This window comes from Bacillus sp. REN3, assembly GCF_017912555.1.
Taxonomy (GTDB): domain Bacteria; phylum Bacillota; class Bacilli; order Bacillales; family Cytobacillaceae; genus Mesobacillus.
This window is the reverse complement of the sequence record NZ_JAERSD010000011.1, coordinates 107,023-130,467: the sequence shown is the minus strand read 5'-3', so window position 1 is coordinate 130,467 and position 23,445 is coordinate 107,023. Positions and strand designations below refer to the sequence as shown.

At 41.2% G+C, this 23,445-nt stretch carries 32 protein-coding genes; 5 read left to right on the top strand and 27 right to left on the bottom strand.

Translation table 11 applies throughout. From position 1 onward, the window contains the following. Positions 1–80 precede the first annotated feature (80 nt). The 8 genes from JJQ88_RS21525 to ltaE form a co-directional block, all read right to left on the bottom strand. Positions 81–209: a hypothetical protein gene (locus tag JJQ88_RS21525; protein ID WP_282597689.1), complete on the bottom strand. Its 129-nt coding sequence runs from the start codon at positions 207–209 to the stop codon at positions 81–83. A gap of 221 nt (positions 210–430) precedes the next feature. Next, on the bottom strand, positions 431–1,648 hold the full coding sequence (locus JJQ88_RS11820) for a tetratricopeptide repeat protein (protein ID WP_210366104.1): 1,218 nt from the start codon (positions 1,646–1,648) through the stop codon (positions 431–433). Positions 1,649–1,880: 232 nt separating this feature from the next. Beyond that, positions 1,881–3,149, bottom strand: coding sequence for a S8 family peptidase (locus JJQ88_RS11815; RefSeq protein WP_210366103.1), 1,269 nt, complete (start codon positions 3,147–3,149; stop codon positions 1,881–1,883). A 488-nt stretch (positions 3,150–3,637) separates the two neighbouring features. After that, positions 3,638–4,399 (bottom strand): STAS domain-containing protein, encoded by a 762-nt coding sequence (locus JJQ88_RS11810; RefSeq protein ID WP_349237128.1) that lies wholly within the window; start codon positions 4,397–4,399, stop codon positions 3,638–3,640. Position 4,400: 1 nt separating this feature from the next. Continuing rightward, complete coding sequence (locus JJQ88_RS21685) at positions 4,401–5,060, bottom strand: cobalamin B12-binding domain-containing protein (RefSeq protein WP_210366101.1); 660 nt, start codon at positions 5,058–5,060, stop codon at positions 4,401–4,403. A 25-nt stretch (positions 5,061–5,085) separates the two neighbouring features. Continuing rightward, positions 5,086–5,442, bottom strand: a complete 357-nt coding sequence (locus tag JJQ88_RS11800) for a hypothetical protein (RefSeq protein WP_210366100.1) — start codon at positions 5,440–5,442, stop codon at positions 5,086–5,088. Continuing rightward, on the bottom strand, positions 5,439–5,744 hold the full coding sequence (locus tag JJQ88_RS11795) for an antibiotic biosynthesis monooxygenase family protein (RefSeq protein WP_210366099.1): 306 nt from the start codon (positions 5,742–5,744) through the stop codon (positions 5,439–5,441). The genes JJQ88_RS11800 and JJQ88_RS11795 overlap by 4 nt, the downstream gene beginning before the upstream one ends. An 88-nt stretch (positions 5,745–5,832) precedes the next feature. Then, positions 5,833–6,858 (bottom strand): low-specificity L-threonine aldolase, encoded by a 1,026-nt coding sequence (gene ltaE / locus JJQ88_RS11790; RefSeq protein WP_210366098.1) that lies wholly within the window; start codon positions 6,856–6,858, stop codon positions 5,833–5,835. 133 nt (positions 6,859–6,991) lie between these two features. On the opposite strand from ltaE, the gene JJQ88_RS11785 reads away from it, so the two are divergent. Continuing rightward, positions 6,992–7,417 (top strand): CBS domain-containing protein, encoded by a 426-nt coding sequence (locus tag JJQ88_RS11785; protein WP_210366097.1) that lies wholly within the window; start codon positions 6,992–6,994, stop codon positions 7,415–7,417. Positions 7,418–7,449: 32 nt separating this feature from the next. Here the strand turns inward: JJQ88_RS11785 and JJQ88_RS11780 are convergent, their stop codons facing one another. Next, positions 7,450–7,911: an STAS domain-containing protein gene (locus JJQ88_RS11780; RefSeq protein ID WP_210366096.1), complete on the bottom strand. Its 462-nt coding sequence runs from the start codon at positions 7,909–7,911 to the stop codon at positions 7,450–7,452. A gap of 121 nt (positions 7,912–8,032) precedes the next feature. Beyond that, entirely contained in the window at positions 8,033–8,170 is a 138-nt protein-coding gene (locus JJQ88_RS11775) for a hypothetical protein (protein WP_210366095.1), read from the bottom strand. Between the two features lie 185 nt (positions 8,171–8,355). Between JJQ88_RS11775 and JJQ88_RS11770 the strand changes: the two genes are divergently transcribed. Beyond that, positions 8,356–8,808 carry a hypothetical protein gene (locus JJQ88_RS11770; RefSeq protein ID WP_210366094.1) on the top strand — a complete coding sequence of 151 codons (453 nt, stop codon included), beginning with the start codon at positions 8,356–8,358 and terminating at the stop codon, positions 8,806–8,808. A 389-nt stretch (positions 8,809–9,197) separates the two neighbouring features. On the opposite strand, the gene JJQ88_RS11765 is transcribed toward JJQ88_RS11770, so the two are convergent. The 6 genes from JJQ88_RS11765 to JJQ88_RS11740 form a co-directional block, all read right to left on the bottom strand. Further along, positions 9,198–9,482, bottom strand: coding sequence for a helix-turn-helix domain-containing protein (locus tag JJQ88_RS11765; RefSeq protein WP_210366093.1), 285 nt, complete (start codon positions 9,480–9,482; stop codon positions 9,198–9,200). Positions 9,483–9,800: 318 nt separating this feature from the next. Next, positions 9,801–10,367, bottom strand: coding sequence for a hypothetical protein (locus JJQ88_RS11760; protein ID WP_210366092.1), 567 nt, complete (start codon positions 10,365–10,367; stop codon positions 9,801–9,803). A 186-nt stretch (positions 10,368–10,553) separates the two neighbouring features. After that, a complete protein-coding gene (locus JJQ88_RS11755) occupies positions 10,554–11,909 on the bottom strand; it encodes a sensor histidine kinase (protein ID WP_210366091.1) in 1,356 nt (451 codons plus the stop codon). Further along, positions 11,869–12,546: a response regulator transcription factor gene (locus JJQ88_RS11750; protein WP_210366090.1), complete on the bottom strand. Its 678-nt coding sequence runs from the start codon at positions 12,544–12,546 to the stop codon at positions 11,869–11,871. The genes JJQ88_RS11755 and JJQ88_RS11750 overlap by 41 nt, the downstream gene beginning before the upstream one ends. A gap of 95 nt (positions 12,547–12,641) precedes the next feature. Then, positions 12,642–13,286, bottom strand: a complete 645-nt coding sequence (locus tag JJQ88_RS11745; protein ID WP_210366089.1) for a hypothetical protein — start codon at positions 13,284–13,286, stop codon at positions 12,642–12,644. A 170-nt stretch (positions 13,287–13,456) separates the two neighbouring features. Continuing rightward, on the bottom strand, positions 13,457–13,609 hold the full coding sequence (locus JJQ88_RS11740) for a hypothetical protein (RefSeq protein WP_210366088.1): 153 nt from the start codon (positions 13,607–13,609) through the stop codon (positions 13,457–13,459). A gap of 146 nt (positions 13,610–13,755) precedes the next feature. Between JJQ88_RS11740 and JJQ88_RS11735 the strand changes: the two genes are divergently transcribed. Continuing rightward, positions 13,756–13,893 (top strand): BA3454 family stress response protein, encoded by a 138-nt coding sequence (locus JJQ88_RS11735; protein WP_210366087.1) that lies wholly within the window; start codon positions 13,756–13,758, stop codon positions 13,891–13,893. A 323-nt stretch (positions 13,894–14,216) separates the two neighbouring features. On the opposite strand, the gene JJQ88_RS11730 is transcribed toward JJQ88_RS11735, so the two are convergent. The 8 genes from JJQ88_RS11730 to JJQ88_RS11695 form a co-directional block, all read right to left on the bottom strand. Then, positions 14,217–14,618, bottom strand: a complete 402-nt coding sequence (locus JJQ88_RS11730; protein WP_210366086.1) for an anti-sigma regulatory factor — start codon at positions 14,616–14,618, stop codon at positions 14,217–14,219. Positions 14,619–14,622: 4 nt separating this feature from the next. Then, complete coding sequence (locus tag JJQ88_RS11725) at positions 14,623–14,979, bottom strand: STAS domain-containing protein (RefSeq protein ID WP_481748301.1); 357 nt, start codon at positions 14,977–14,979, stop codon at positions 14,623–14,625. Between the two features lie 216 nt (positions 14,980–15,195). After that, positions 15,196–16,191, bottom strand: coding sequence for a C40 family peptidase (locus tag JJQ88_RS11720; RefSeq protein ID WP_210366085.1), 996 nt, complete (start codon positions 16,189–16,191; stop codon positions 15,196–15,198). A gap of 395 nt (positions 16,192–16,586) precedes the next feature. Next, positions 16,587–16,823 (bottom strand): hypothetical protein, encoded by a 237-nt coding sequence (locus JJQ88_RS11715; protein ID WP_210366084.1) that lies wholly within the window; start codon positions 16,821–16,823, stop codon positions 16,587–16,589. A 295-nt stretch (positions 16,824–17,118) separates the two neighbouring features. Further along, a complete protein-coding gene (locus tag JJQ88_RS11710) occupies positions 17,119–17,979 on the bottom strand; it encodes a DUF421 domain-containing protein (RefSeq protein WP_210366083.1) in 861 nt (286 codons plus the stop codon). A gap of 17 nt (positions 17,980–17,996) precedes the next feature. Then, positions 17,997–18,200: a DUF1657 domain-containing protein gene (locus JJQ88_RS11705; protein ID WP_210366082.1), complete on the bottom strand. Its 204-nt coding sequence runs from the start codon at positions 18,198–18,200 to the stop codon at positions 17,997–17,999. Positions 18,201–18,254: 54 nt separating this feature from the next. After that, positions 18,255–18,458, bottom strand: a complete 204-nt coding sequence (locus JJQ88_RS11700; protein WP_210366081.1) for a DUF1657 domain-containing protein — start codon at positions 18,456–18,458, stop codon at positions 18,255–18,257. Positions 18,459–18,563: 105 nt separating this feature from the next. Next, entirely contained in the window at positions 18,564–19,031 is a 468-nt protein-coding gene (locus tag JJQ88_RS11695) for a hypothetical protein (RefSeq protein WP_210366080.1), read from the bottom strand. Positions 19,032–19,347: 316 nt separating this feature from the next. Between JJQ88_RS11695 and JJQ88_RS11690 the strand changes: the two genes are divergently transcribed. Both JJQ88_RS11690 and JJQ88_RS11685 read left to right on the top strand, forming a co-directional pair. After that, positions 19,348–20,481 (top strand): TIGR04053 family radical SAM/SPASM domain-containing protein, encoded by a 1,134-nt coding sequence (locus JJQ88_RS11690; protein WP_481748300.1) that lies wholly within the window; start codon positions 19,348–19,350, stop codon positions 20,479–20,481. 247 nt (positions 20,482–20,728) lie between these two features. After that, entirely contained in the window at positions 20,729–21,025 is a 297-nt protein-coding gene (locus JJQ88_RS11685) for a HesB/YadR/YfhF family protein (protein ID WP_210366078.1), read from the top strand. 72 nt (positions 21,026–21,097) lie between these two features. Here JJQ88_RS11685 and JJQ88_RS11680 read toward each other — a convergent pair whose 3' ends face one another. The 3 genes from JJQ88_RS11680 to JJQ88_RS11670 form a co-directional block, all read right to left on the bottom strand. Continuing rightward, positions 21,098–22,024, bottom strand: coding sequence for a hypothetical protein (locus JJQ88_RS11680; RefSeq protein ID WP_210366077.1), 927 nt, complete (start codon positions 22,022–22,024; stop codon positions 21,098–21,100). Then, positions 22,005–22,538, bottom strand: a complete 534-nt coding sequence (locus tag JJQ88_RS11675; protein ID WP_210366076.1) for an RNA polymerase sigma factor — start codon at positions 22,536–22,538, stop codon at positions 22,005–22,007. Before JJQ88_RS11675 ends, JJQ88_RS11680 begins: the two co-directional genes overlap by 20 nt. Positions 22,539–22,927: 389 nt before the next feature. After that, the gene (locus JJQ88_RS11670) at positions 22,928–23,266 is read right to left on the bottom strand and encodes an HIT family protein (protein ID WP_210366075.1); all 339 of its coding nucleotides are present in this window, start codon (positions 23,264–23,266) and stop codon (positions 22,928–22,930) included. Positions 23,267–23,445: the final 179 nt, after the last annotated feature.

Sequence of the window (23,445 nt, the reverse complement as noted above, 5' to 3'; positions counted from 1 at the left end):
CTTTTCCTTATTATAGTACGTATGTTCTGTAAAAACAAAAAATAAAAAACCGCTCCTTAAATCGGAACGGATTCAGCATGTCACCAGTGACGTGTGTTTTCAAGCAAATGATCTATTTCAATCGGGTTCAGCTGAAAACTTATATCTTCATCGGCGATTTCAATGGTTGCTTCCAACAATTCATCAATATTCACACTGATTGTGCCCATACCGAACCTCCTCCGCAATTGACCGGAATTTCCGACTTCGAGAAAATAGTTCGAATCATACCGTTGACTTATGGGGGTATATCGACCCGGGATAAGTTTCCCAACCTCCTTATAAAAAACAAAAAAGGCCTGTGATGGCCTTTTTTCCATGATGAAATTATACTGGAGGCTGGATAGGTGGGTTGCTAGCTCTTCTTTTTTCCATGGCTAAAACCTTCCTTTCAATTGATCTTTTCAATATATTTTACAGCCTGGTCGTACCTTCCTATCTTACGATAGTGGTTTGACACAAGCTTATAAAAACCAATTAAGTCTTCGCTGTTGCCTTCACTCTCTTCTAAGAACGGAATCACTTTTCTTTCTGAGTAAACGAGAGACTTTTCAGGAGAATCAAAAGCCATAAGATGGTAGTTTGCAAGTATCCTATATTTCCGGTTATTCAATTCCTTCGCCAATTTTAGTAGTTCATTGAATGCCTGGTGTGCTTTTTCGATATTTTCTGTCTCTACATAGAGCTCTCCCAAAGAATAGAGCGTGATAAGATAATGGGAAGTATTTTGTGATTGAATAGACAGACTCTTTTCAAAATAGGAAATGGCTTCCTCCGTGTTTTGGAGTTTCTTTTTCAAATACCCCATGTTGTGGTAGATTTCCGGGAGCAATTGCTCTTTCATTATTTCAGCATTTCGGATTAGATGCTCAAAGCAATCCAAAGCCTCATCATATATCTTGGAATGTGTATAATTGATCCCAAGCAGCATTAAGGCGTGCAGAATTCTTACAAAATTATAATCCTCCATGAAAGCTTGCAATGCCAATCTACCATAGTGGATTGCGAACCCCGGTTCTTCAAGTGAGCTCTTTGCTAAGGCGCGGTGGTAGAGCAGCTCTCCTCTTGAAATATCGATCTTTGTTTTTTTACCGATCGTACTCATCAGCTCATCCGCTTTTTTATACGATCCCTTTTTTAATAACTCTACAGCATGAAGGTAACAAAATAAAGACTGTTGAGGTTGGGAAAATATTTTCTTTTGCTTATTCAATAACTCGAATTGCTTTTCCGCATCTTTAAGCCATCCTTTGAACAGCATATACCGGTACTTTGAAAGTTCATATGTATGCAAGTATGAGGTAAATGGGATGATTTTTTCATACCCCTCCAGCTTTTGCATTGCCCTGTCGGCTTCTTCATTCAGGTAATAATCAATTTTTTCATTAAGCTCACTGATCAAAGGACCGATCTGTTCTTCATTTTCAGACAGCGATTGGATATTTACTCCAAGCCTTTCTAATAGCAACCCAATCGTTTCCTGATTTGCTTCTTTCGTATTGGCTTCAATTTTACTCAAATGCGGTACGGAACATATGCCATTGGCAAGTTCTTTCTGTGTCATCCCTTTTTGGGTTCGGTAAAATTTGATTAATGGACCAAAACGCATATATTCACCCTCTTGCTTTGTCTTTTTCTATAATCTACCATTGTTTCAAAAAAAGAAAACAGTCCAAAAGAATCATTTTAGAAAATTCTATCTTTATTATGGCAAACCCTTTTACTTATTCCCTAAAGATTAGATAATAAACCCATTATTCCCTTAAAATAGATAATGTTCCATCTAATTAGCAAACCATCCAGTAATCAAACTGGATGGCTTGTATTTTCATATCTCTTGATTATTTCACACGAGGGAAACCAAAACCGGATGCGTAGTCATCCCCTGTAGCTGCCCCGGTTCCACCTTTGATGTCATAAAGCTTCGCACGACGCTGGAGTTCAGAACGAAGTTGCCCAGCCGTCCAGGATTTATTAGAAGACCAAAGCTTAGCAGCAAGACCGGAGATATGAGGAGTTGCCATTGAAGTACCGCTCATTGTCGTATAATTTCCATCTACAGCTGTCGAGTAAATGGAACCGCCAGGAGCTGAAACCTCTATATCTCTTTCCTGGATATAAAAATCACCGTCAGTGTTCGGATTTCCTCGGGATGAGAAATCAGATACTTTATGTGTGCCATTTACAAAAGTTTTGTCCAATGACGCAACCGCAACCGCACTTGTTAGTGCTCCAGGATAACCGATTGTATTGGCGCTTGGACCGCTGTTTCCGGCTGCAGCGACAACAAGCGCTCCTTTGCTATACGCGTAATCTACGGCACTTGCAATCAACGAATCTTTTCCGCTTGAACCAAGGGACATGGAAATTACAACTTTGGATCCAGTTCGGGCTCCTTCGTCAGCTGCATGGCGGATAGCCGTGGAAATATCGTCCGAATATCCAGATCCGTTATCAGTCAAGACCTTGTATCCCCAAAGTTCTGCCTGGGGAGCGACTCCATAGATACCAGCTCCATCATAGCCACCATTTGCTACAGCTGTTCCAGCGACATGAGTACCATGACCGTGTCGGTCGGTGCAGGATCCATTTACGATTGAGGAGCCAGTTTGAGTAAAATCTTTACACTGTTCGACATTATCAGTTAAATCTATATGATTTCGGTTGATACCTGTATCAAGAACAGCAACTTTGATGCCGTCCCCTCCACTAGTTGATTTGATGTTGCTGTCATTATAGATTGCTTCGATTCCCCAAGGCGTCTGGTCCGTTGGATACGATGCCATGACTGAAGCACCTTTCTTGCCTGCTGCCTCGACCCTGCCATCAACAGCTACCTTGTCTACCTTAGTAATATTAAGGTTTTTATTTTTCAATAAAGCCTGGTATTGTTTGCCGTTCACTTCTGTTGTAAAGCCCTGACTTCCAAAATCCCAGCGTTCGCCATAGTTTTCTTTTGCTTTTGCCTTTTCGGAACTCGAACCATGAATCAAAACTCGATAAGTTTCCTGGCTTTCCGGCACAGCAGCGCCGAAAGCACCCGTTGCAAACAATGATACCCCCATTGCCAAGCTAAGTACTGTTGATCCGAGTATTTTTTTCTTGTTCATCCTCTTGCTCCTCTCATCCCAAATATATGGCAGCTTGCTTGCTGCGAGTTTAGTATATTTCATGGGTTCATTCTTCATCAACTAGGAACTGAGACTTTTCTATTGGGAAAAAGGCAGCAAAAACAGGAGGATTATTCAATGTTTTGTTATTGTTTTCCAATTTCGTCGCCTGTAAATTATATAATCCATTTAATAAGGCCGGCCCCTTTCTCTGGAATCTTATTTCATACAAGTCCTCTATTATATTCATTCTGAAAACGGCAATCTTTAGGAAAAGAGTATAGTAAATAACCAACATAGCAGTCATTAATTCTACTATAAACAAAGTGAAAATACTAAAACAAACTCGAATAAACACAAGAGAAAAGATTAGGTGTTCACAGTTGGGAAATAACAGTGGAATTGTCGAATTTTAGAGTTTCCTAGTGTCTGAATTGGTGGCTCACTCATCCTGAATTCAATTCAATAAATAAAAAACACCTCGACTATTAAACATCGAAGTGTTCCCTCCTTTTAATCCATTTCTTGAATGCTTTACTAAGACTATTCAGAAACGGAACATCCAGCCGGGTGTTTGTGTTATTTAAATAAAACGCGTGATTTGGTTTAATGCCAATCATGCTTGGCTTGATTCCCATAATTTGCAGCTCTTTCACCAGCGAAACGAGCGCCTCAACCCCGTCAATTTTAAACTCGTCAACCCCGTTAAAATCAAATAAAATTTCTTCATAATCTCCTTTTTGGGCGGTACGCAGGAGTTTTTCCTCGTTTAGGCGGATCAAATCCCCATCGAGGCTGCCGAACATCGGTATTAATGCTGCCCGTTTAGTCAGTTTGATAAAAGGACATGATAGTTTTTTTATTTCAAGTAATTTTTCTTCCACTTGATCTTTTTTTTCCAGAAGTTCCAGGTCTGTTTCGGCTAAACGAATGCGATGGCTTTCTACAATATTTTCTAACTCGGAAAGTCGGTGATCTTTTTCAGTGCAGATAATATGGCACATTTCCTCTTCCCAATTCATGCTCAAATCGATAAGTGCGTAGGGAGATTCTCTTGTTTTCATGATCAGCTCCCCCTCTGCAAGTCCTTCATGAAATTCAAGGAGCTTTTTTGCCTTTTCAGTACTCTCCCAGTCAACAAGCTGCAGAAAATTTTTCCCAACATCAAAAATAATTTCACTTCTGTTTGAAAAAGAATGAATCTCGTAATTCCGATCGATCAAAAAATATGGCTGGGGCAAATATTTCATATCATACACTCGATTTCACCCCATTTGATTGGCTGGACAGCCATTTTTGCACGTCCTTCAAGTTGTCCGTTAATATTGTCCTCTCGGAGCGATAGCGGTCAAAATTGTATTTGCCGACAAGTCTCCCCCCGACGATTACAGTTGGCCGTAATGGCAAGGCTTCAAGTTCCGATATATATGTGACAAGGTACTCAGCATGGTAAATGATTGAAAACGAGATACAAATAACGTCAGGCTGCCATTCTTCCGCTGCCTTCCTAACATAATCCAACGGGAGATTAGGACCATGGAACCGTGTCCTCCATCCTGCTTCGCTGAATAACTGACTGGCCATCTTCAAGCCTAAATAATGCTGCTCCTTCTCGACACAAAGGAACATTACTTTTTTTGGAATGACAGCAGTTGGGGATTCTTTTTGCTTATGCCAAAGATACCGCGCAAGGATGAAGTCACAAGTAGAAGTAGCGAGGTGTTCATCGGCAACAGTGATTTCATTAGACTCCCATAGGAAACCGATATGCCTCATAGCAGGTGTCAAAACCCTTTCATAGATATGGAGACTGTCCTTGCCCAAAAGACTTTCAACCTTTATGAGTTCCCATGCTCCCTGCTGATCTCCTTCAAGAAGCAAGCCAGCGAGCTTCTTGGCAATTTCCTCCACGTCCGATCACCTCGATTCCTTTTATTCATTCATCTTTTTTCAGGGATTCAATCGCCCTGTTAAGATATTCCCGGTAGAGCGACAAATCCTCCTCAATGTCTTGTGTCTCAAATGCAACCTTCAGCCTTTCGAAGTTCTCAATTAAATGCTCTGTTTTCATTCCTCTTGCAGTAAGGATTCCATTAAGCCAATGGGCATAATCAATAAACGAACCACCCTCTCGAAGAGAATGCGCTGTAGCAAGATGCCTTAAATGATGTTCGTTGTCTTCGCGACATTTCTGTTTTCCCCGCTCCCCGTATTTCTCGAGGAGAGCCGGATCGTCACGGAAAATGTCTTCCGTTACTTTATCAATGATCTTTTCAATTGTTGGCTGTTTCATTTTGCCACCACCTTATACCTCTGAACCCTCGGCTTAATGGATGCAAGCTCCTGATCGGGATAGTTTTTTTCAAGTTGATGAACCATTTTATATGCTTCACTTTTTATGTAATCGAGATATGCTTCCTTCGTTTCCCAGCAAATCTGGACAGTCAATTCTGTTGGAATTTGTTCATTTTGAAGTAATTGGAAGGATAGAAACCCGTTGAATCTATCGACCCGCCTGGATCGATTCCGGTAGATTCCAATAATTTCTTCAGATTTCCCCTCTGGTACCCTAACAGTTGAATGCACAACATACATACCTAATCCCTCCATTTCTCCTAATATTTGAAAATATATTTCAATTATATAGATACACTGTTTTCATATCAAATGATGCCGACGGCCGTTAATGGCGTGCTGCTCTTGCAATGGCATCAATTGCTTTATGGATATCATTTCTTGGAACGTCATAATGAGTGACGAAACGAACGGATGTCGCTCCGAATGTACCGGCGATGACTCCTTCTTTCCAAAGCAATTCGACAAACACTTCAGAGGTCAAGTTCAATCCTGCTACATCGGCTACAACGATATTCGTTTCCGGCTGGCTTGTGATTTCAATGCCTGGTATAGCTGTAATTCCATCAGCAAGCATCCTGGCATTAACGTGGTCTTCTTCCAGTCTTTCCCTCATTTTTGTCAATGCGATCAACCCAGGTGCAGCAATGACTCCGGCCTGTCTCATTCCGCCTCCAAGCCGCTTGCGCCATTTTCTTGCATTCCCTATGAATTCGGTGCTTCCAGCGATAATAGAGCCTACAGGTGCTCCCAAGCCTTTTGATAAGCAGACCTGGACGGAATCTGCATAATTGCTAAATTCTTTTACATCCACATTTGCCGCTGCTGCTGCGTTGAACAGCCTTGCTCCGTCCAAATGGACAGGTACCTTGCTTGCTTGTGCGATTTTGTAAATCTCTGCCATGTTTCCAACTGGAATAACTGCCCCGCCTGCACGATTATGGGTATTTTCAAGGCAGATGAGACCCGTCTCAGGAAAGTGGATATCATCTGTACGGATTGCCTCAAGTACTTTTTGGGGCTCCATCGCCCCGCGAATCCCTTTTACAGTTCGTGTCTGGACACCTGCCAGCGCCGCAACCGCACCTGATTCGTAAAAAAAGATATGGGATTCGGCCTCAAGCAATAGCTCCTCACCTGGACGGCAATGAGTGAGGACAGCAATTTGATTCCCTTGGGTTCCACTGGTCACATATAAAGCATCTTCTTTTCCAAGTATGTCAGCTGCCGTTTCCTCAAGATTCTTGACCGTCGGGTCTTCTTGATATACATCATCGCCAACCTCTGCCTCATACATTGCTTTTCTCATTTCTTCAGTCGGTTTCGTGACTGTATCACTTCTCAAATCAATCATGTTGGTATTTCCCCTCTTTCATAAGTATAAAAACCCTTTGATAATCATTCTATCAACGAACCTTCCAAAAAACGAACAGTTTTACTTAAGCCTGATCGGGTAAATTTCAAAGTAAGACAAGGAGGGTGATCCTATGAAGATAGAAAAGGTAATGACAAAAAACGTCGAATTTTGCAGCCCTGATAGCACCATCCATGACGTGGCTGCAAAAATGAGGGAACTGGATGTTGGTGCCATTCCAATTTGTGAAAACAACCAGCTTAAAGGAATGGCGACAGATAGGGACATTGTCCTCAAGGCAGTTGCGAAGAATGTATCCCTCGATACACCTATATCTGAAGTGATGACCAAGGATCCTGTACGAGGAACAATCCATACGACCGCACAAGAAGCAGCTGACCTAATGGCTGACGTCCAAATCCGCCGCTTGCCAATCGTGGATGATGGAAAACTGATGGAAATTGTATCATTAGGCGACCTTGCCGTAACAGAACAGCTTGATGTTGAAGCTGGTGAAGCACTTGAAGGAATCTCAGCCCCATCTGAACGAAAAGCATAAAAAGCAAAATGCCCGCTCTTTGCGGGCATTTGCTATTCATCTATTTTCCTGAATTCCAATCCTTTTTCCTTCATTAAATGCTGCAGTGCCGATTGGAAAGTTGAAAATGTTTGTGCATCGAGATGTATCCCATTAAGCACGATTCGTTTCACCAGCATGGGATTCAATCCAACAAATAAAGTTCTGACACCCATCATGGATAAAGCCAAAGAAAGAAGATGCAATTCTTTCCCTACCTCTTCAAGACATACATTTTCTACCTTATCTTCAGTAATATCTGTTAAATCCACGATTGCAGTTTCAATTTCTTTATTTTTAACATAGTTGAGGAGTTTTGTCCTGATTTTTTCAAAACGCTCTGCTCTGATCATCCCTGTGATAGGAACAAGAACCGTTTCGGGAACGATTGAAGGAATGACAGGCGCGGACATCTCGGAAATGATTGTTTCATAATCATGAATCTTTTGTTCAAGTTCTAACAGCCGATTTTCCAATGATTAAGTATCCTCCCTAATATAAGAACTATACTGATAGTATTGTCTTAATCTTAACCGCTTCCTGCCTTTTTGTATAGTCATTAATGGTCAGGTTTGCCAGCTGCTGGGTCAGCGGCTCTCAATCAATAACACTTATTAGCTGCATGATTTCCTCATGGATCTGTTCCCGGAACTCGGTATCAGGACATTTTTGATAGTCATCAATCAAGCGACGCAGTTCTCTTATGAAAATCCATTTTTCCTCTTCGCTGATCATAAGGCAATTCTCCTCAACAGGACAAAAGTTGTGGGTAATTCACTTACAGGATACACCATTAGGAAAAACAATTCCAATAATTTACGCGCTATTGCTTTTAGTTTTTTTATTTATGGAGAAACTATAAAATGCGCAAACAATCCTGACACATTTTTTTGATCCCAGAAACAGAAAGGAGAGCCATTATGGTCGCTAATTTATTAAGAACAGGGATGGTCCTCATTTCCTGGTCATCTTTACTTATGTATCCAAAACATTCGTTTCGACGTTTTTTTCCGGTAGTAATTTTTATAAGTTCACTTGTGTCCATCCTGTTAGTTTTATCCAAGCCTTTAAATCTTTGGCGAGTAGCCGGTGGAACAGCAGCCAAGATATTTAATGATCTTTCTTTTGTACTGGGTCCTTTTATTGCAGCAACACTTTGGGTATTCCAATTGTCTTACGGCAGTATATGGAAATACTTAGGTGTTAACTTCGTACTTGATTATTTACTTGCTTTTCCAGCTAGCGCATTATTTAAGAGGTTGAAGGTGTATGAATTGGAACGGCTGATTCCAATATACTTTTTTGCTGCTATTTACCTCTTTTCCATCATGGGTTATGCATTTCAATACATTATTAGGGAATCCAGACGCTGAGCGCCGGATTCCTCCTATTTTTGGCTTCGATCGTTCCCAGGGTGTTTCGGTTGCTTCTTACGGGAAGAATCATTCATTATCATTCATGCTATCTATTTTTTATTTCCCTTCTTTATTGGCCAATTAAAATTAGAATAGAATAATAAAAATATCCAAATGAGTATTGAGCATTCTAGGGGTTATTTGCGAAAGAAAACTTTTCAAAGGCTAATTCGGTATTAATTCCTTCTTGAGATGTTTTTTTGAAATCTTCTGGAATACTGAAAAAGACAGAACCAGGAAAAACAACAGTTTTGTTCCGATAACTTTAATTCACAAATCAAATCATAAAAAAGGTGCTACCTTCTTTAAAGTTTTGGACTATCAAAAAAACTCCCCACCCAGCAACACTAAATCCCATCGTTAAAAATAACAAAAAAGATGCTTTCAGTGAAATTACTGCGATCATGATACCAAGCCTTTTTAATCAGCCTTTTAATGTGTTCAGAAGCTGTATTGTGAGAGACACTTAAATGTGCAGCTAAATTGCCTATCGTTGTTACTTGCTGCTTTTCTATGTGCTTCAACAATCGTATAGCTTGGTGTGGAATATTTTCTTGATGGACATAGTGGAGTGCATGATAAATATCAGTCCAATTTTCATTAATATTACTTATTGTGTTCTTTAGAGTCACAATGCCCCCTTTTTCTTAATATCTCTTTATACGATATATTCTTAAGTAAAGACAAAAAATATTAACCGCCATAGAGCCACCATGTTGAACCACTCTTTAAAAATTTTTCTTATCTCTTTACTAACCTCAGATTTTGACATAAAGAAAAGGCTGTCAGCGAACAGCCTTGGGGGTGATTTTGATCATATTTCTTTCCAATATTGCTTGATAATTTCAATGCAGGTCTTTGGAAGTTATTTCATTTTTTAAAATTTATCCAACTCTTGGCTGGATAAAGGGCCTTTTTTCGGTGGCTCTCTCCAGTAGAAGGGCTTTGATTCAGTCTTTTTCAATTGTTTCCATGTCCAGCCTTATTCCTTTTTCATTTTCAATAAACCTCATGACAGGCTCGATTTCATTCCTCAGCTTCGGAGATAGTGGAAGATCGATTTTTTCGGTGCCGTAAGTGAAAATTATTTTTTCAGGCTTCAATGTTCCTCCATCATTGATATTGACCTGTTTGACTGAGGTTAATTCGGCCCAGGAATAACTAATCGTTTCAAGCTTCCATAATTCATCATAATGAATTCCCTTTCGGTCGATATAGTAATAGTTGTCCAAAGACAGGTAGCCAATCACCGACATGATCAGAATTGTCACGAAGGTTGCCGCCAAAACAATCGTATTTCTCCTTCTTGATTCCTCAGTCCTCGACATATAGATTGCGATAATGATAAGTAGCAGTGGTATGGAAAAAAGCATGCCTACCATGACTATGAAGGAAGATATCGGGCTATCAAAAAACCACTGGCTTTTGTCCAAATAGAATGACTGATGTACGAATGTCACAATAAAGATGCCAATTGGCATTGCTGCGAAAAACATTATAACAGCAGCAGTTATCATCAAACTGCTCCATTTGTCAGTATTGTGTACCCCCAAAATGATCGATACCCCTTTCTCTATTATGGTCTCGATCTTATATATTCGTGAAGGAGGTGTATTTTTCCTCCTTTTTCCAAAAAAACCATTAAACAACTGAAAGGATGTAAAGTGTTTGATAGTTTAGAAAGCATGGTTTAGGAGGAGTAATCAATACTGGATTGGAAATTCAAAGTAAAAACTTACCCCGCCACGTTGATTCATAACGCTAATTGTTCCCTTATGCATATCTGTGATTTGTGAAATGATTGCAAGCCCCAGGCCAAAGTTTCCGTTCTCGCCTTTTACAAAAGGCTTGAAGAGATTTTTAATTTTCTCTTCCGGGATAGCTCTGCCATCATTATGGCAGCTAATCAAGACTTTCTTCTCATCCTGCTTGATGGAAAGAGTAATGCGGGATTCTGCGAATTTATATGCGTTTTCGATCAAATTTTCAAATAGCACCTTCATCTGTTCCTTGTTTCCGCGGAACAGTATTTCGTCATCCGCATCAAGTGTGAACAAGATTGGAGAGTGGACAGGACGGAGGCGCCCTTCAACCTCGCTCGCTAGTTCAACCAATGGGAATTGGGTGTACTCGGGGTTCGTCCGCCGCAAATAGTCGAGTTTTGTAAGATAAATTAAGTCCCTTACCTTTTTTTCAAGGCCAGCAGCTTCCTTTTCGATGATTTCACCAGTGGCTTCCGGTGTGCCTGCTGGATAGATTTTTTCTTTCAATGCTTCAGCATAGCTTCGGATGACCATAACAGGTGTCTTTAAATCATGCGATACGTTTTGGAGCAAGGTTTGCTGCGATTCATCCTGCTCCTTTAATTGCCTGCGCATTTTTTCGATCGAGTCAGCAAGTATTCCAATTTCGTCACCGCGATTCAAGTTGAGTGGCTTGTCCCATTTCCGTGAAGCGTAATTCAGTACATGTTCTTTCATCAAATTGATTGGCCTGACCATCCAATTAGCGAACAGGAATGAAAGAAGCATTCCGGCAGCAAGGGCAATGAGCAGCATCAGATAGAGTTTTTTCAAGAGAGTGCTGACAAGTTCACTCCGATAAGTATCCATCATGAAGGAGATCTGGAATACGGGCATACCCCCGATATCCTTTTTTGAAACGACATAAAGCATCTTTTTGTTATCAATCTGCATTTCGTATCGCTTGGAGGATTCTTTCTGTTCAATGCCCTGTTTTAAAAAATTGGAAAGTACCTTTTCAGAAAACGCCCTTCCTCCAACAACCTGGCCGTCTTCATCCAGGAAAACATGCTGGACGGACCGCATCGCCATTCCTCCGCCCATCATCATCCCATTCCGGTTGATCCTTGTCGTTAATTCCTGGCTTTCTTCTATTGTCCTGTATATTTCATCAGTAAAAAAGCCTCGTAATATCGATGGCACCATTGTGCTGATAATCAAGCCAATCAAAAGGATGAGAACTGCAAATAAAAAGGAGATTTGAGCGAATATCGGCTTATTTTTCATCTGACTCCACCAGCCTGTACCCATATCCATAAATCGTCTCCAGTTTAAAGTCAGGAACTTTCTTTCTTAATCTTCTTACAAGATCATCCACAACACGGTCAGATCCAAAATAATCCTTCCCCCATACCTTGTAAAGAATATCTTCCCGTCCGAATGCTCGTCCAATGTTCTTAATGAAAAGGAGCAATATATCAAATTCTTTTGAAGTAAGTTGAATAGGGGTATTCCCATCCAGGACCAGCCTTTGTTCTTCAAAAATACTATAGTGACCATAAATGTAGTTGGATTGAGGGCTCCCCTGACCGTAAACCCGTTCAAGAAGCTTTTTGGCTCTTACTACCAATTCCCTTGGCAAAAAAGGCTTTGCAAGGTAATCATCACTGCCCATTTCCAAACCGAGTACTCTATCCAGGTCAGCATCTCTGGCGCTAATAAAAATCACAGGTGTCTTCCGACAAAATGCCTTAATTTCCTTCAGGAGCTGATAACCATCCACACCGGGTAGCATGATGTCGAGAATCCACAGATGTGGCGTGTCCTCGATATGTGTGCGGGCGGCTGAACCATCTCTGAAGGACGTCACATTCCATCCTTCCTGATCAAGATATGCAGTCAGCACTTGATTCAAATTCATTTCATCTTCAACAAGATAGATTGAATACGGCATTGCGGTCCCCTCCAAAAATGAAAAAGAGGACGCATTTCCAGCCCGTCCCCTTCATGTCTATCTCCATTATACTTGATCATTTTCAAGTTAACTTCTTATTTTTTTACATCTTCAAGACGTTTTTTAAGATCGTCATTTCGCTCCTTGAACTGATCAAGCATCTGACCCAGGATCTTTGCAGCCTCGTCCTTATCATTCTCAGCGACTGCAGCCTGCAAATTTGAATACATTCCACGTTGTCCTTGGTTTCCTTTTTCGATGAACAATTTCTCTCTCATCTCTTCCCTGGTGATTTCACCTTTGGCAAACTGGTCCCGGAACGCCTGCATTGCTGCATGTCTTTCTTCCATATATTTTTGTCTTGCTTCATCATAGTCGGGACTTAGCCAATCTTCCTTCAGTTTTTCACGTTCATCTATTATCTTTTTCCACTCATCAACAGTTGAGGGACTATATTTTCCGACGAGGTCAAGGAGTTCCGCGCTTCTGTCGGCAAACTGCCCTCCCTGTCCTTGCTGCATTCCCATTCTGCCTTGTCCTTTTCCTTGCTGCATTCCTCTGCCAAATCCTCCATCCATCCTGCGGTCGCCGGTACAATCAACAAGCGTCTGACCGCCATTTTCCTGGACGGATAAAGGGGCACTGGCATCTGTCCGATTCACCAAAAGGCCCTCTGCAGCTACAAAGCTTGGAACTGCAATTATCAATGCTGCTCCCAAGAACAATGTTTTTTTCTTCATCACAAATCACTCCTTCAATCGATTTCCTTACGACTATAATGTAACTAACAAATATCTGAATAAAATCAAAAGAATATGTGAAATTGTGTGATTTCTAAACATCGTCTTGAGTCGGAAGAACTGAACGCTCCTCATGAAAAAAGGAAAGCCAAAGGGCTATCCTCGTAAAATCATCTTCTTGAATTTTCTTGGTCCTTCAATCTGTTTTGCTGATGAGGCAGCCTGCTCTGATCTTTGAGATCGTCACTCTTCTTGTCATTGCCTGGGTTTTCTTGTGGATACCCAATGGGATTTTGCTGCTTTTTGTTATATTCTATGTCCATTATATCCTTCCTGGTGTTTTGCATAGTTCTCTGTTCCCTCTTCCAGAAAGGGCATACTTTCATCTGATTGCGGTCCCATGTTTAATATTCTCGAAAACTGGTTATATTTCTAACACAGAAAACATAGAAAGAAAGGACAATGTACAATGAGAGAAGTAACTGTAAGCGTGGACCATAAAGGAAAGCATTATTTAACGAATGTCATTGCCGACAAATCTGTTTCAGAGGAAGAAATCCTGGAAATGGCAAGACAGCAAGTTTTAAAACAATGGACGATCGAATAAACAAAAGGATGTTCCGCAAAAAGGGGACATCCTTTTTTGGTGGAAATGTGATAGGCAAGTGTGGAGATTACGCGGAGGAGAATAAAATGGTTAATGAATATTTGAATATACGTCCCCTCGAAAAGTAATCCATAATCAAGTGGTTCCCTTCCGCGGGAACCGCCTGAGACCGGAAAGACTACATAGGGAGAGCTGTCTAGTGCAATCAAAAATGATCCGGATTTGCAGATAACATAATACAAGAGAGTCCTAATATTGATTCAAAACATCTATGGAAAACCCACGGATTTTCATCATTAAGTAGTCGGGATCCATCATGGGCTTTAGCGTACCCATTTGATAATCGTGACTGTTGTTCCAGATCCAGGTATTGAATCAATATCAAAACTATCCATCAGCCTTCGGACTCCCGGGAGCCCCGCTCCCAGTCCCCCAGAAGTTGAATAACCGTCCTGGAGGATCGAGCGAATATCATGGATTCCAGGTCCGTTGTCATTGGCCTGTATCTCGATACCTCTTTTTCCGTTTTCCTCCAGAACACTGATGGTGACTTGGCCGCTTCCGGCATACAGATAGATGTTCCTTGCCAATTCGGAAATGGCAGTGGTGATTCTTGACTGATCGACTACGCCAAATTGAAGCTCCTTTGAGACTTCCCTGCCTTTTTGGCGCGCAAGCACGATATCAAATTCATTTTTTATCTCAATCACTATCGGTTCTATCATATGGCTAACCCTCTAACAAATGGCTTAGTATCGAAATTCCCTGTTCAAGGTCAAGAGCTGTGTGCACATTCTCCATTGTAATCCCTAGTTCGATCAAGGTAATGGCTACAGCTGGCTGGATTCCTGTCAGGACAGCTTTTGTACCCATCAATCCAGTCATCACAATGACATCGCCCAACACTTTGGCAATGAAAGAATCAACCATATCAACAGACGTAAGGTCGATGACCACCCCTTTTGCGCCTGTATCTTTTATTTTATTCAGAAGATCCTCCTGGAAAGTCAGGACAGTCTGGTCATCCAGTTCGACTTGAATGGATACTAGCAAATATTCTTTCAATTTCAGAATAGGAATTCTCACTTTCCTTAGCCTCCAAATCTATAAACTCCCAGAATTCTATGTACCAAAAGATGGAAATCGATTCATTTCACTGACATCTCAGCAAATAGATTTTAATTGGATTATACGCCATGCCCGAAGGTTATTACAAATTTTAAGCCAAGAAGCAAACTATTTTTTCTATTATAAGAAAAACCCCCAAAAGGAGGTTTTAAATAGGATCATTCAGGGTATTGCTTAAAAAGTTGTCTTTGCGCCAAGGAATCGAGGACTCCAATAAGAATTGGTCAGATCGCTGATTTCAACGCCTCTGGAAGTGCCTGCGTGAATAAATTTATTATGGCCAAGGTATATACCTGCATGCGATGGACCAGGCTTGTACGTCTCAAAGAATACCAGGTCGCCGACTCGCGGTGAAGAGACGGTTTTTGTTGCTTTCCAGATTGAAGCTACGGTACGTGGAATGGAAATGCCTTTTTTTCCGAATACATAGTTCAAGTACCCGCTGCAGTCAAAGCCGGACGGAGTGCTTCCAGCCCAGACATATGGGGTTCCAATGTATTTCTTTGCTTCTGAAACCAGTGCTCTTGAAGTTGAAGCTGCTGGGGTCTGCGAGCTCGATGTCTTTGTTACAGAGCGTAAAGGCCCGGATATATTCATTGATAAAATTAATTTCTGTCCAGGATAAATAACATCAGATTTCAGTTTATTGATAGATTTTAAGGCGGAAAGCGATAAATTATGGCGAACCGCGATAGTGGAAAGGTTGTCTCCCCTTCTGACAGTATAACTGCCCGAAGATTTCACTGCTGATTTTACGGTTTTAGGTAAGGTTCCAGAAACCTTCAGTTTTTGTCCCGGCCGAATAACATCTGATCGGAGTCCGTTCAATGACTTCAATGAACCGATTGAAGTGCGATATTTTTTTGAAATCTCCCATAAAGTATCTCCGGGTCTAACGGTATAGACAGATTTTGCTATCATCTCAGCCTCTGCCTCAATTTGGTTGTGTGGAGGGGTAATGGATAATGTTTGATTCACGTAAATGACTGAGCTTGAAAGTTTGTTCCAAGATTTCAATTGATTGATAGTAACATTGTAGGTACGAGAAACCTTCCAAAGAGAATCACCAGGTTTCACTGTATGCACATTGCTATGTGCGCTAGCAGTACCATTAAAAGATGTAAACAAAATTCCTGCCGTAGCAGCCACCGTCAAAAGCTGTTTCTTCATGTTGTTAGCAACTCCTTCTATTTCTTTTACAAATTTATACTAGAGTTTCCTAAACTAGATTGGTATTAATAAAACCTGGATTAGAAGGGATATTTTCCCATTACTGAATTCATCCCTCTCTGCATGACACGTACATAGAACCCTTATAATTACAACAACAATGAAGGTTATGACTGTAACAAACGCATTTTTTTGTAATGTTTTTGAAACATAATCTTAATATCAATGTAAAAGCTTTCTTATATGTCATAATGACCAAATGAAAAGATCATCAAGTGAGCAACACCCTAAAATATTCACGAATTCATGACAAATATAATCATCCTTTTTCCATGAAAAAGCCCGCTCATTAAAGCGGGTTTTATGGTTCCTTTTAATTTCCCTATTGTTTTATCTTAGTTTTTTGTTCCCTCAGTCCCGACTAGGGATTCAGTTGTTTGCTTCATGAATTTACTGCCAGCAAAATCGAGATCATTGGTGGCTTGGCCTTTTTCCCCTTGAGTATCCTGGTTTTTACTGTTTATTCCAGGGGAAAGTTCCTTTGCGAATTCAGCCAGGTTCGCAGCAGAAGCCTGTTGGAAGGCAGACTTCATGCCACCAGCTATATTGGTATTTTGAAAAAACCTTCGCATTCCCCCCATCCTGTTCCTCAGAGCGTAAGCCGCAGCTGCGCTGGCAGCTATTCCAAATAATGAATAGGTCATGGAACGATTTTTTCGTCTTTTGTAACCAAACTTTTTCAAAACATTTTGAGGAATATTCGAATTCATGAGCAATTTCATCCAAGCATTTCTCAAATTACCAACACCCCTTCCTTAAGGATTCTCGCAAGAATCCCTTATTGGATATTATCTGAATGGCTCTGCCCGTTTATACCGGAAATTGTATACAGGCAGAAGCCTTTTTATTATGTTTGAGACAACAGTGTCAATTTTTAAGATAGCGCTTAGTTTTTTCAATTGCTAATAGCAGTCTTTCTGCATTCTTGTTGTACATTTCCTTCGCTTCAAGAGACTCTGTTTCCAATGCAAAAAGCTCGAGATCAGCCTGGCATTTTTTCATCATTGCCAGGAGCTGCTGTTTTGGCTGTGGGGTCGGAATAGTGATTTTATCGTCATATGTATCGACAATTAGCTGTCCTGCTGAATCCACCTGCCCCATGAAGACATTTTCAATTGTAACTCCTAACTTTGCGAGTTCATTATCAAGCCAGCCTCGGTTTTTCCCTGCTTCTGACAAAGGGTCGTTCATTATCTTACCGTCCATGATGATTGTTTTAGTCTCTTTTTCGGGAGCAACCTGGATTCCAAGGTCAGAAGGGGTAACTGGCTGCTTGTCCCTTTTCAAAAGAACACTTAAGTCACCCTTTGGTTCAAGCACCGCAAACTCCACATCTGACACTTTGAATACATCTTTTTGCCTTAACAGTGAATTAAGCTCATCGATTGTGTACTTTTCCTTTTTCATATTTTCCTCAAGAATTTTACCATCCTGGATCAATACACTTGCTTTTCCATCGATGAGGTTCCTGAAAGATTTGCTTTTCATTCCAAGTACATCAACCAGGTAAGTAAAACCGCCAAAAATCAAAACCGCTAAAACACCGTGGAATATATTAGCTTCAAGCCCCATGATGACTTCACCCGCAATGCTTCCGACCGTAATACCAGAAACATATTCAAAAAAAGAGAGTTCTGCCAGCTGCTTTTTCCCGCCCAGCTTGGTGATCGCAAATAAGGTGATCACGAATAAGATTGACCGTATGATGATTTGTGTCCATTCAGTCATATGTTTACCTCCAGAACCTAACCTTTGTATTGTGGCTCTTCTGCTTCAAGCTGTTTTTCCCGTTTTTGGATATCTGTCCTAATTTCACTGAGGACAAGCATTGTTTCGTGAAAAGCTCTGCTTGCTTCCGTCACATTGGAATTAAGCGCCAGGATGGATAGTTGGGCTTCTATAGTTTTAAGCGTTGAAACACATTGTTTAACATTTGCTGCCACCGTCATGCAATTCACCCCACTAGCTAAATAAAAAAGGGGGGTTACCCCTCCCCATGCTTCTCATGCTTTATACTGCGGTTCTTCCTGTTCTATTTCCTGTAATCGAGGCTGAATGCTATCGATAATCGCCTGCGTCTGTTGAGCAGCTGCTTGATAGAGCTGTTTAGCCTGCTGGTTTTCAGTTCCTAACGCGAATGTTTCGAAGCTCGCCTGTGCACTTTTCAAACCAGCGAGTGTCTGTTTAATCTGAGTCCCTACGGTCATGGGTATTCCCCCTTTTCATTTGAGTTTGTCATAATTAACTTGAGCTATTTTGAGTAATTTATGCATAAAAAAAACCATCTTGCCTGCATAGCAGCAAATGATGGTTCAATTATCCGTTTCTATTGATATCCTCGCGTGATAAAAGACATATCCGCTTTCCCATGTTGCTCGAACTTCGAGCGCGTATTCCCCCTGTGGAACATTTGTATCCATGAGTTTAAGCTGTTTCTTTTCGAATCCTTTGCATTCAAGCTTGCCAGTGGCCATTTCCCAGAGATAATATTTTACCGACTGCGGCTCTTCATCGAATTTGAAAGAAAGATGGTTTAAATTAGAAACTACGATAGAATTGTATTCCCTGACAATCGCTGCAGGATCAGAGGGGGTGTCAGATATAGCGGCCCTTCCCCACTTCTCGAGTGAATAGGTACCCGGCTTCATCTTCACAGGGTGGTCATCAATAAAGAGCATTAATGACGGGGGTTCAGGTTCAAATTGGCTGTAGGCGGCCAGGCCAGAAATGAGAAGAGTGAAGAAAACAGCGCAAGTACACAAAATTGTTGATTTCTTCAAAACATCATCCCCCTCTTTCCAAAAATCACCTGACTATCCATATATTTAGACGTTACTAAGGGGATGAAAGTTTCATAAAGCATAATATTTTTCTTAATTAAGAACAGAAAGATAGCCTAAACTTCAATGATTGCTGAAGGTCTACATGAATTTAAGGGAACATATATAATCCTATTCAAAAATAATAAACCTTCCGATTGTAGAATATTTGTAACAATACATCCGTTCATCCTGGCATCTGAATTTTATAATATAGGTAAAATAATAAAAAGTATGGTGATGAATGATGCATGGACATGGACAGGAGTCTGGGCAGATGGCAGGACATCCAGGGATGATTGATTTTAACGAAAATCCTTATATCGTAATTTGGGAAGTGACGAGGGCATGCCAGCTCAAATGCGTACACTGCCGCGCCGATGCCCAGAATAAACCGGATCCTCGTGAATTGAGTCCCGAGGAAGGAATCAAGCTGATTGATCAGATTTATGAAATGAACAATCCTATGCTTGTTTTTACAGGTGGAGACTGCATGATGCGGGAAGATTTGTTTGACCTTGCAGAGTATGCGATCAAAAAAGGGATGCGGGTTTCAATGACTCCAAGTGCCACGGATAATGTGACTAAGGAAAAAATGGAGCGCGCAAAAGAAGTAGGCCTCTCCCGATGGGCTTTCAGCCTTGATGGGCCGACACCGGAAATCCATGATTACTTTCGCGGTACTCCTGGATCCTTCGACTTGACGATTGAGAAAGTCAAGTACCTGAACGAATTGAATATGCCCCTTCAGCTAAATACGGTAATTTCTAAGTATAATTATGACCATCTTGAACAAATGGCCGAACTGATGAAAGAACTGAAAGTCGTCATGTGGTACATTTTCCTGCTTGTTCCGACTGGACGCGGACAGTTAGATGCATGCCTGTCACCTGCTGAGCATGAAAAGGTCTTCCGCTGGCTTTATGAACTTAGCAAGACCGCTCCATATGATATAAAAACAACAGCAGCCCAGCATTATCGACGTGTGGTATTCCAGCAAAAAGCACGCGAGCACATCGTAGACAAGAGTGAAATCCGCTATGAAGATACACTAACGAAGGATATGGCATCGGTTATCGATGGATTGAAACGTGCTCCAAAAGGAGTGAATGATGGAAACGGGTTCGTTTTTGTCTCGCATACAGGTGATGTCATGCCATCGGGGTTGCTTCCGCTGGTTGGCGGGAACGTACGTGAAAGACCTTTGGCGGAAATTTATCGGGAGTCCCGAATTTTCAAAGATCTTCGCAGCCCTGACAACTACAAAGGAAAGTGCGGGGTTTGTGAATTCCGGTACGTCTGCGGCGGATCCCGCTCCAGGACATACGCAGTGACAGGCGATTACATGGAGAGTGAGCCATTCTGTGTATACATCCCTGAAGCTATGCGGGTGAAGGAAGAAAGAGTCTGATTATAGCTGTTGTCGTCCCCCTGTACTCTGACAGGGGGATTTTCAAATGGCGATATATTATTCCCGGAACCGATTTACACTAAATAGATGACGATATCCATCACTGCTGAACTAGGTTCACGAAGTTGGCAATACACAGCTTCAACAAATTTGACACTTTGATGACAACCGATTTTGCTGTGACAAAAAGCACCGACTCTATCTGCGATGGCCATTAAAATGAAAGTAACGAAAGGATGGTGTAAACATGACAATTTCGATTGATCAAAAAGCATACAAATGGTTTGAGAATGAATTTGATACACCAAAGCCGTTTTTTATCCGCCTATTCCCTCAATACGCCGGGTTTGGCGATAAGAACAAAGGATACAGTTTAGCTTTTTCACTTGAAACACCGGCCGTTGCAGCTGAACAGCAAGAAATTGACGGAATCACCTTTTATGTTGAATCAAATGATACATGGTTCTTTAATGAAACCGATGTTGAAATCAAATACAATGATACCTCAGAAGAAATTTTCGCATGCTATACAGCCCAGCATTAATAAGCAGATCCTCTGGCTAAATGCAGAGGATCTGTTTTTTTATCCAATTTTGCAGCTTCTCACTGGCATCCCTTAATCTTCACGGTTTGGATAGGAAAACTCATAAGTTAATTGCTTTCCATCCAAGGTTAGCTTTACTATTTGATTTCCATCCTGGGATTCAAACGTGTGGCTCCCAGTTCCCTTATTGATCTCTATTCTGCCAGTTTCTTCTATTTTTTCAATATAGAGGGTAAATGCCTTTTGGCTTGCTTCCTCCCACAGGTATTCAACATTTTCCCCATCTTGTCGTTCCACTTTCAAGCCAACTGGATACGGCAGATCGTCATAGCCATGAGTAACGAAAAGCGGCTCATGATGAATATAAGGTTTCTGTTCCGAATACACCAAGGTTGCCATCATACTGAAAATATCCGAATGATCAAGCTTGGGATAATCAAGGCTAAAATGAAAAGTCTTATTTGCCGCTACAACAAAAAAGTGATATCGGAGAACAACGTCGGCCATTTTTACATGCTCGATGTACATATGGGTTGGATAAGGAAAATGTTGATATTCCTTTTCAAAGCTAATTGGTTTTGAATATACAATCTTTTGTTGTTCATTTTCGGAAACCTCTGTAATCTTCCCCACCTGGACGCTGGCGTCATTATGGTAAATTGCGTACCCATCCTTGATTTTCTTGCTCGTCACACTTCCTGGCTCCCAGGAAAAACTGCCTTTGTGGACGAACCCAGAACCCACAGTAGCGTTAGTCTTGGAACCTGGTTCCAATTCTTTTGGAACAGAATCCGGCAGCTGGGATAGGATACCTCCTGAAATAAGCAAGAATAAACAGGTCAGAACAAGGTTTTTCCAATCGAGCCGTTTCTTTCGAGAAGTTTCTATATTTTGATTCCTTAAGGAAAGCCTGATCTTATGCTTTAATGTATTTTTATCTTCAGCGGAGGTTCGAAATTGTTGCAGGGACTTCCAATCTTCATGAAATGGATTGCTCAATTTGTTCGCCCCCTTCCGATTCTTCCAATTTTTTCAATGCTGCAATACCTCTTGATAATGTCTTTCGAACCTTTGCTTCAGTCCATCCAAGAATCTCACTGATTTCCTTTGTGGAACAATCGTCAATTTTTTTCAAGGTAATGACAAGGCGATAATTTGGCTTCAGCTTCTGGATCGCAACCATCACCCGCTGTACAGTATCTCTATTTTCTACATATTCTTCAAGATCGAGAGCAGATGGGATATCTTTGCCATGTATCAGAGACAACATCCTCCTCCTCTTTCGTCTGCGAATCTCATCAAGGACCAGATGCTTCGCAATACTGAACAGCCATGTTTTTACGGTCGACGTTTCGCGGAACCGCTCGGCAGCCGAATAGGCACGGACAAAGGTATCGTGTACCAAATCCTCACAGCACTGCCGGTCACCCATCATAAAGAAAATGAATCGGTAAATGTCATCATAATACTGTTCATACCAATCCATTACCTGTTGTTCCCTGATATGGTCCAACTGTTTCCACCTCATTCCTGCTTTCTAACTAATAAGTCGTATCAGAGAGCATAGTGTGACACTTTTTTGGAAAATTCCAATAAAATATCTGGTCATTCCCTCTTATCCGGAATTATTTTTGGGCAGGATGCGTGGAATTCTTCACTTATATGGATGATTGGACGATCCCTTCAATATAGGCACAAGACTCATCCTGGTTTCTTTTTTGAGTTGCCGGGCAGGTGCTGCTTTTTAATTGTCATGGGTTCTCTTTCTAATCTCATTGAAGATTTGTTTAGTTATGCCCATCTTAGTCAGCTTAAAACTGACACACTGTGTGCCACAGCATCCTTTTAGGGTGCCCATCCATTCAATAGCAATTTTTATTCCAATAGGCAAAAAGTCTTTAATCAATCGCGAATCCTTTTTCCAAAGTGCACATGCCAATGCATATGTTTATTGGATTGATACTCGCCAATATTGGTAGATACGGTGCATGCCCCATATTTTTCATTCATCTCGGCTGCTGCCTCCTTTATCACTCCGCACAAATCTTTCATGACTTCAAGATCTTCTTCCTTGATGGTAATCAATAAGATATGCTTCTTTGGAATGACGGCAATGTGAACCTCATAGTATGGCCTTGTATGATAAAAAGCAAGGCTATGCTTCGTTTCTAAAACGATTTCAACAGGTGTGCTGCCTGATAAAACCTCTTTACAGTAAAAATCTTCCCAGTCATTTTGCATGAATTCCACTCCCCCCTCAGAAGCTCCTATTTAAAATTAAGGCTCTGTTAAACTTGGGTGTTGATTTCCACTCCAGAGACACGCTTTCCGCGGGGCGTCAGTGGAGCTGGTCCAGCTTCAGCGACTAGCCCGTCCGAGTCGCTTCGATCCTGCCAATGAAGTCAAAGAGCGACTTCACT

What these genes read in the sequence shown, in the direction of transcription:
- JJQ88_RS21525 (WP_282597689.1), bottom strand. Translation starts at nt 209, where the DNA reads ATGGGCACAATCAGTGTGAATATTGATGAATTGTTGGAAGCAACCATT.
- JJQ88_RS11820 (WP_210366104.1), bottom strand. Translation starts at nt 1,648, where the DNA reads ATGCGTTTTGGTCCATTAATCAAATTTTACCGAACCCAAAAAGGGATG.
- JJQ88_RS11815 (WP_210366103.1), bottom strand. Translation starts at nt 3,149, where the DNA reads ATGAACAAGAAAAAAATACTCGGATCAACAGTACTTAGCTTGGCAATG.
- JJQ88_RS11810 (WP_349237128.1), bottom strand. Translation starts at nt 4,399, where the DNA reads ATGAAATATTTGCCCCAGCCATATTTTTTGATCGATCGGAATTACGAG.
- JJQ88_RS11800 (WP_210366100.1), bottom strand. Translation starts at nt 5,442, where the DNA reads ATGAAACAGCCAACAATTGAAAAGATCATTGATAAAGTAACGGAAGAC.
- JJQ88_RS11795 (WP_210366099.1), bottom strand. Translation starts at nt 5,744, where the DNA reads ATGTATGTTGTGCATTCAACTGTTAGGGTACCAGAGGGGAAATCTGAA.
- ltaE (WP_210366098.1), bottom strand. Translation starts at nt 6,858, where the DNA reads ATGATTGATTTGAGAAGTGATACAGTCACGAAACCGACTGAAGAAATG.
- JJQ88_RS11785 (WP_210366097.1), top strand. Translation starts at nt 6,992, where the DNA reads ATGAAGATAGAAAAGGTAATGACAAAAAACGTCGAATTTTGCAGCCCT.
- JJQ88_RS11775 (WP_210366095.1), bottom strand. Translation starts at nt 8,170, where the DNA reads ATGATCAGCGAAGAGGAAAAATGGATTTTCATAAGAGAACTGCGTCGC.
- JJQ88_RS11770 (WP_210366094.1), top strand. Translation starts at nt 8,356, where the DNA reads ATGGTCGCTAATTTATTAAGAACAGGGATGGTCCTCATTTCCTGGTCA.
- JJQ88_RS11760 (WP_210366092.1), bottom strand. Translation starts at nt 10,367, where the DNA reads ATGATAACTGCTGCTGTTATAATGTTTTTCGCAGCAATGCCAATTGGC.
- JJQ88_RS11755 (WP_210366091.1), bottom strand. Translation starts at nt 11,909, where the DNA reads ATGGATATGGGTACAGGCTGGTGGAGTCAGATGAAAAATAAGCCGATA.
- JJQ88_RS11750 (WP_210366090.1), bottom strand. Translation starts at nt 12,546, where the DNA reads ATGCCGTATTCAATCTATCTTGTTGAAGATGAAATGAATTTGAATCAA.
- JJQ88_RS11745 (WP_210366089.1), bottom strand. Translation starts at nt 13,286, where the DNA reads ATGAAGAAAAAAACATTGTTCTTGGGAGCAGCATTGATAATTGCAGTT.
- JJQ88_RS11740 (WP_210366088.1), bottom strand. Translation starts at nt 13,609, where the DNA reads ATGGACATAGAATATAACAAAAAGCAGCAAAATCCCATTGGGTATCCA.
- JJQ88_RS11735 (WP_210366087.1), top strand. Translation starts at nt 13,756, where the DNA reads ATGAGAGAAGTAACTGTAAGCGTGGACCATAAAGGAAAGCATTATTTA.
- JJQ88_RS11730 (WP_210366086.1), bottom strand. Translation starts at nt 14,618, where the DNA reads ATGATAGAACCGATAGTGATTGAGATAAAAAATGAATTTGATATCGTG.
- JJQ88_RS11720 (WP_210366085.1), bottom strand. Translation starts at nt 16,191, where the DNA reads ATGAAGAAACAGCTTTTGACGGTGGCTGCTACGGCAGGAATTTTGTTT.
- JJQ88_RS11715 (WP_210366084.1), bottom strand. Translation starts at nt 16,823, where the DNA reads ATGCGAAGGTTTTTTCAAAATACCAATATAGCTGGTGGCATGAAGTCT.
- JJQ88_RS11710 (WP_210366083.1), bottom strand. Translation starts at nt 17,979, where the DNA reads ATGACTGAATGGACACAAATCATCATACGGTCAATCTTATTCGTGATC.
- JJQ88_RS11705 (WP_210366082.1), bottom strand. Translation starts at nt 18,200, where the DNA reads ATGACGGTGGCAGCAAATGTTAAACAATGTGTTTCAACGCTTAAAACT.
- JJQ88_RS11700 (WP_210366081.1), bottom strand. Translation starts at nt 18,458, where the DNA reads ATGACCGTAGGGACTCAGATTAAACAGACACTCGCTGGTTTGAAAAGT.
- JJQ88_RS11690 (WP_481748300.1), top strand. Translation starts at nt 19,348, where the DNA reads ATGGCAGGACATCCAGGGATGATTGATTTTAACGAAAATCCTTATATC.
- JJQ88_RS11685 (WP_210366078.1), top strand. Translation starts at nt 20,729, where the DNA reads ATGACAATTTCGATTGATCAAAAAGCATACAAATGGTTTGAGAATGAA.
- JJQ88_RS11670 (WP_210366075.1), bottom strand. Translation starts at nt 23,266, where the DNA reads ATGCAAAATGACTGGGAAGATTTTTACTGTAAAGAGGTTTTATCAGGC.